General features: G+C 46.0%; 1 protein-coding gene. It reads right to left on the bottom strand.

All coding sequences use genetic code 11. From position 1 onward, the window contains the following. The coding region (locus WEIDD23_RS14570; protein ID WP_242865441.1) for an ADP-dependent NAD(P)H-hydrate dehydratase at positions 1–486 on the bottom strand (486 nt) is incomplete at its 3' end. Positions 487–615 lie beyond the last annotated feature (129 nt).

Here is a 615-nt window from a genome sequence, read left to right as displayed (position 1 = left end):
ACTCAAACGGGCCCACTCCATTTGGTGTGGGGTTGCAACCGTGAAGGTATCTCGTGGGAATGTCAGATTGTTCTCGGCCATTACCGTTAGTGCCGATCCGTCAGCGATTAAAATTTGGTCCTTGTTAACTGATGCCAACACCTTACGCACCAATTGCGTCGCAAATTCATCCGTTCCCAAACCAGGACCAATCAAAATCACATCGTTTGTTTGAATGGCAGTTGTCAATTGCTCATCATTGCGCCAATCCACGAACATCGCTTCTGGCGTGCGGGAACGCAATGCTGTTAAGTTAATTAAATCCGTGGCCACTGTTGTCAAACCAGCACCCGATCCAACTGTCGCCTGCGTGGCCATCAAAATAGCCCCACCATATTGAATGTTACCGCCAATCAACAGTACCCGGCCAAAATTGCCTTTGTGACTGTCGTCTGGGCGGCGCAAGATAACCTCATGTAAAATTTCTGATTTTAGTTCACTAAGCATGGCGCGTCTCCGAATTTATTAATAGTAACTTCATTATACCGCGTGAAACCCGAATTGCGGAACATTCTCCACCTGCTATAATTCATCACAAAATAACCAAGGGTTTTTAATTGCAAGCGCTTACATTGA

The organism is Weissella sp. DD23 (genome assembly GCF_001579105.1).
GTDB lineage: Bacteria > Bacillota > Bacilli > Lactobacillales > Lactobacillaceae > Weissella > Weissella cibaria.
This window is presented reverse-complemented; position numbering and strand designations above follow the sequence as displayed.